The organism is Edaphobacter aggregans DSM 19364, from assembly GCF_000745965.1.
Taxonomy (GTDB): domain Bacteria; phylum Acidobacteriota; class Terriglobia; order Terriglobales; family Acidobacteriaceae; genus Edaphobacter; species Edaphobacter aggregans.
Genome location: NZ_JQKI01000248.1, coordinates 1 through 4565 on the forward strand (window position 1 = coordinate 1; position 4565 = coordinate 4565).

General features: G+C 55.4%; 6 protein-coding genes. 2 read left to right on the forward strand and 4 right to left on the reverse strand.

The features are described from left to right. Positions 1 to 334: 334 nt before the first annotated feature. The 3 genes from Q363_RS45765 to Q363_RS30620 are packed head-to-tail and all read right to left on the reverse strand — an operon-like array spanning position 335 to position 2169. A complete protein-coding gene (locus Q363_RS45765) occupies positions 335 to 811 on the reverse strand; it encodes a nucleotidyl transferase AbiEii/AbiGii toxin family protein (protein WP_281176112.1) in 477 nt (158 codons plus the stop codon). Next, complete coding sequence (locus Q363_RS45770) at positions 796 to 1236, reverse strand: nucleotidyl transferase AbiEii/AbiGii toxin family protein (protein ID WP_035358321.1); 441 nt, start codon at positions 1234 to 1236, stop codon at positions 796 to 798. The genes Q363_RS45765 and Q363_RS45770 overlap by 16 nt, the downstream gene beginning before the upstream one ends. 3 nt (positions 1237 to 1239) lie before the next feature. After that, entirely contained in the window at positions 1240 to 2169 is a 930-nt protein-coding gene (locus Q363_RS30620) for a type IV toxin-antitoxin system AbiEi family antitoxin domain-containing protein (RefSeq protein WP_157467958.1), read from the reverse strand. Positions 2170 to 2270: 101 nt separating this feature from the next. Here Q363_RS30620 and Q363_RS43430 point away from each other — a divergent pair, with 101 nt between their 5' ends. Then, positions 2271 to 2657 (forward strand): ATP-dependent nuclease, encoded by a 387-nt coding sequence (locus tag Q363_RS43430; protein ID WP_211256445.1) that lies wholly within the window; start codon positions 2271 to 2273, stop codon positions 2655 to 2657. 168 nt (positions 2658 to 2825) lie between these two features. Continuing rightward, the gene (locus Q363_RS43435; RefSeq protein ID WP_211256446.1) at positions 2826 to 3602 is read left to right on the forward strand and encodes an ATP-dependent nuclease; all 777 of its coding nucleotides are present in this window, start codon (positions 2826 to 2828) and stop codon (positions 3600 to 3602) included. Here Q363_RS43435 and Q363_RS30630 read toward each other — a convergent pair. Continuing rightward, positions 3575 to 4321, reverse strand: coding sequence for an AAA-type ATPase lid domain-containing protein (locus Q363_RS30630; RefSeq protein WP_035358322.1), 747 nt, complete (start codon positions 4319 to 4321; stop codon positions 3575 to 3577). The genes Q363_RS43435 and Q363_RS30630 overlap by 28 nt on opposite strands. Positions 4322 to 4565 lie beyond the last annotated feature (244 nt).

Here is a 4565-nt window from a genome sequence, read left to right on the forward strand (position 1 = left end):
CGCGTGCTGGTCTCGGTGCGCCGCATGCTGCTGCATCTGCCCGCATCGTTCCCGTTTCTTCCCGCCTTCCGGCAAGTGGCCCTGGCACTCGGAGCCTCGTCGGGATAGCCCGCCTCGACGAAACAGAAAACCCCCACTTCCACCCTCACGCAACTTGCGGATCAGGAGAACTGCGCACGAAAAACGGCGCCACCCCCAGCAAACGCTTAGGCAAGGCTCCCCCTCACCGCAATCCAACCAACAGCACCCAGCCAAACGAGCCTTCGTCACGAGCTCGCGCTCACAACAACCGCTCGCTCAGCCTTCGTGAATGATGCAGGTTAGCTCTATGGTGCTAAAGGGTTGGCAGCGATGCGACAAGATGTTCGCAAAGGTTGCGCTCCCGCTGGTAAGGATCGGCGGCGAGAATTTGCTCTTCAGGTGACAGCTCGTTGAGGAATGAGAACCCACGAACACAGTCGCGGGTGATTCTTTCTTTATCGATCTCTGTGGTTCGACGGGTGAGCTGACGAAGATCGTCCCAGTCAAAGTCGTTTCCGTCAACAAACTTTCGATTCAGCCTGGTGGGATCGAACGCATCATGCGCTTGCCAAAGCTTGATAGTCAGAAGTCGGCGAATTTTCGCTTGGTTGTGCGGACGAGTAGCAAACATGCCGAGATCGTAAATGTCGCGGGCCTTGTTGCGCTGATAGCAGGCGCGGAGCTTTTCTGCCAGGATTTCGTCGAGAGAAAGGCAGCGGATTTCCGCGGGCACAAATGGTAGGTGCTGAAAATAGCTTTGCGGTACTTGCGCCATCATTGCTGTAGGCAGCGTGGGAGTCTCCCGGACACTGACCTGTAGCTTAACTTCGCTGTTACCGCTTGCGTTCCAAGCGTGTGCATATGTAGGGTTCGCTCCCCAGGAGAGCCCATCCTGGGTTTGGTAGTAATCTTCCATCCCAACGAAAACTGGATGCCATGAAACGGCTGGTCGAAAGCGTGCATCATTTCGAGGATGACATCTTCGTGGTTGTGCTCTTCAAGGCCTGTGAAATCAAGGTCGGTTGAGAACCTCCCTTGGCTCCCGAGGATCATCTTCCGCAGACAGGTGCCCCCCTTGAAAGCGAGTCGATCAAGGACGCCTCTCTCGGAGAGAAGCTGCAGGAGAAAGGTCAGAACCACTTCCTTCTCTGCAATCATGATGTCGCGAAGACCGGCTTCGAACGCATAGCGCTGCACCTGGGCCTGAGTCAGCATGGGCTACGTTTCCTTTCGGACAGTCATGCGGCGTGCCGTTCCTGCGATTCCGCTAAGCTCTTCTTTTGAAACGTTCACGAAGATCTTCCATTTCTCGTCGTATCCGAGTGCGCGCGGCACTGGATGATCCTCCGGCGAACCTAACCAAGTTCTGCGGCTTCGCGTCGCTACTTGGAGGACCCGGGCGCGCGCGCCGGAGGGGAAGTCCGCCTGAGTAAAATCTGTGAGCCAGCCAAATCTTCTCGCTAGAGCTCCTGCGCCGATTCGTTCCAAGTAGTCGGCTGCCTTTTCCCAATCGAAGCGACGGCGAGAGGCCGCGGCAAAGACAGACGCAGCCTCTCCGACCCCTCCCGCGAATTCTGGATGGTCGATGCAATCGATCGCAGTCTTCTCACGATCGGACATCGACACCTCATGGCCGAGCACATCGATTGGTTCGAACCCAAAGAACTTTCTTTCCGACTGCGTGACGATCTCTACCCGCGAGTCCCCAATTTCGCGTTCGCGAAGGCGTTTGGGCGTGACCACGTAAATCACGTTGCGGTGCTGGGTCGTTAGTCCGTAGTGCGCCGCTGCGCTACCGAAACCGATATAGTAGCGCTCCGTAATATGACTGGCTTGGGCCAGCAGATTGCTGTTGCCGAGAGCATCAGGGCCGAACTCGGGCGGAATCAGTAAATAGCTACCCCAAGTCGCACGTTCCAACCATCCCTTGCGACGCAGCGAAGCGATGACATGATCCGCTGCTTTGTCGGTATTTCCCAGCATTTTGGCAACTTCGGAGCGCGTGATCTCCCGCCTTCCGCTCTCGGTGAGAGTCAGGACGATTTTGCTTTCCTGTGCCGATAAAGAGCGGGTACGATTCATACGCAATATCTTGTAACGAAACCCCTCCTTATACGGCGTTTCGATGCAAAGAATAGCCAATTCCAAGGCGACTGTCCACAATAAAGTGTTTCATAACCCCCCAAAAGAGGGGGGTTTCGTTACACAATATGATCAAAAGCCTCTGCTGAGCCGAACCGAGGTGTATCTTGCAAATTTGCTGCCTGACGATCAAAAACTTTCGAGGGATCAAGAACGCGACGATTTACCCGCCGCAGCACGCCGTCCTCTTAGGTGACAACAATACCGGGAAAACGACCATTCTCGAAGCTATTGATCTCGCCCTTGGGCCCGATCGGCTCAACCGCACTCCGCCGATCGACGAACATGACTTCTATCAAGGCAAGTATCTGGCTGCCACGTCAGTGCCACCGGCTCCGGCCATTCCTTCTCCGCCTCCCTTCGTAAATGCCAATCTCCCCCCAACCCTCCCGGCTCCATTTTTGACATCCGCCGAGCCTCCCAAGATTGAGATAGAAGTGACAATCAGTCATTTAACTCAGGAGCAAAAGGCGCGAAGTTCGTCGACTATGTAGAGTTTTGGGATTCGGCAAAGTGCACTCTCTACCATCGCGCAACCAGCAGGTGTTGATGCCGCTACGATCACGCAAGCCCTGCGGGTGACGTTCATCGGGTGCTACGACGCGGAAGAGGACGATTTCGAAGGGAAGACCTACTTTACGCGTAGCTTGTCGGAAAGTCCCATGCCAGTCCCGTTCTCCAAAAAACACAAGCAGATCTGCGGCTTTCTCTACCTCCGGTCACTGCGGACTGGTTCTCGCGCGCTCAGCCTCGAACGAGGCAGTCTGCTCGACATCGTTCTGCGATTGAAAGAGGTCAGGCCGCAGATGTGGGAAGACACCATTGCAACCCTGGCCTCATATTCGGTAGCGAGCGATCCAAACTTGGGAAGACTCTCAGGCGTATTGGAGAGCATCAACGAGTCCTTGAAACGCTATGTACCGAAAGAGTGGGGCATCAAGCCTCACCTCAAAGTATCGAGCCTCACACGCGAACATCTGCGGAAGGTCATTACTGCCTTTATCGCCACCGGTGAAGGCGAGCACGCAGCACCGTTCTTCCGCCAAGGCACGGGAACCATCAATATGCTGGTGCTTGCGATGCTGTCCCAGATTGCGCAGGATAAGCAAAATGTGATCTTCGCGATGGAAGAACCAGAGACCGCGATTCCACCATACGCGCAGAAACGTATCGTTCACGAGATTCGAAAGCTCGCCTCACAGACTCTCTTCACGTCTCACTCCCCATATGTCTTGGAAGAGTTTGCCATCGAAGAGATGGTTGTTCTCTCACGAGATGCGGGCGGTGCCCTCACGCAGTCGACGCCGGATATTGCGGCTCGTTGTCCAGCAGGGCCAGAGCCTATGTCAAAACTGCAAGATTCTAATCCGGCATCAGATCCGGAGCGAAACATTATTGAGCGAGAGAGAGACTACTCCGTCTCGTCCAGCATTTCCTGAAGGCTCTCATGGGAGGCGGATTTGGTGCTGGTGACCATATGAACTGGAGGAGAACTCCCGTCCGGGGTGAGGTCGGCGAGGGCCACATTCAACACGGGACCTCGGGAAATAATCACTGCCCGCTCAATCACATTTTGAAGCTCTCGAATGTTGCCTGGCCAGTGATAGCAGATCAGTGCCTGCATAGTTTCAGATGGAATGGTGTCGATCACACGCTGATTCCGGCGGCTGAATTCTTTGACGAAGTGGCGGACGAGCAGAGGAATGTCTTCTTTTCGTTCCCGCAACGACGGCACTCGGATGGGGAAGACATTCAGCCGATAATACAAATCAGACCGGAATCTCTGCTCCTCTACCATGGTCTTAAGGTCGCGATTCGTCGCGGCGAGCGAAAAGATGTTGGACTTGATGTTCTGGTCGGTTTTTCCGCCGCTGAATACCGGATCGAGTGTTACCTGGGGAAACTGATCTACGATCGCGCCATCAAACGACTTACGGAGGCGGAATATCCAGAGACACAAGCGCTGATCCAGGTCTACGGTGTCGGGCAGCTCACGGCCCTGACTTACGTCCTGACGCTGGGCAGCAAGGAACGTTTCCAGCGAAGTCGCGATGTCGGCTGCTACCTCGGGGGTCTGCACCTGGCCTCGCGCGGAGGCAAGCAGTCCCGTAATCGGGCCATCGTTGCCGTCGCTCGCAAGCTGGCAGTACTGTTTCATCGCATCTGGATCACCCAGGAGCCATACATCCCGTTCTATGCAGTAGCAGCCTGAGGAAGGAGATCATGTCTAATTGTTGCGACTCCCCGCTCCCCGATGACTGCATGTCTGGTTGGGCCCTGAACGAGGCCGACCGAAAACTGGCAGCATCGACTTCTCCTTCTGACCCCAACCGACACAGAGCCACGAGCGGCTCACTCAAAGTGCGAATAGAAACACGGTGGAGAACAACATGCGGAACAAC

Coding starts and splice junctions, on each gene's coding strand:
- Q363_RS45770 (WP_035358321.1), bottom strand. CDS start 1,236: ATGCTGACTCAGGCCCAGGTGCAGCGCTATGCGTTCGAAGCCGGTCTT.
- Q363_RS43435 (WP_211256446.1), top strand. CDS start 2,826: ATGCCAGTCCCGTTCTCCAAAAAACACAAGCAGATCTGCGGCTTTCTC.
- Q363_RS30630 (WP_035358322.1), bottom strand. CDS start 4,321: ATGAAACAGTACTGCCAGCTTGCGAGCGACGGCAACGATGGCCCGATT.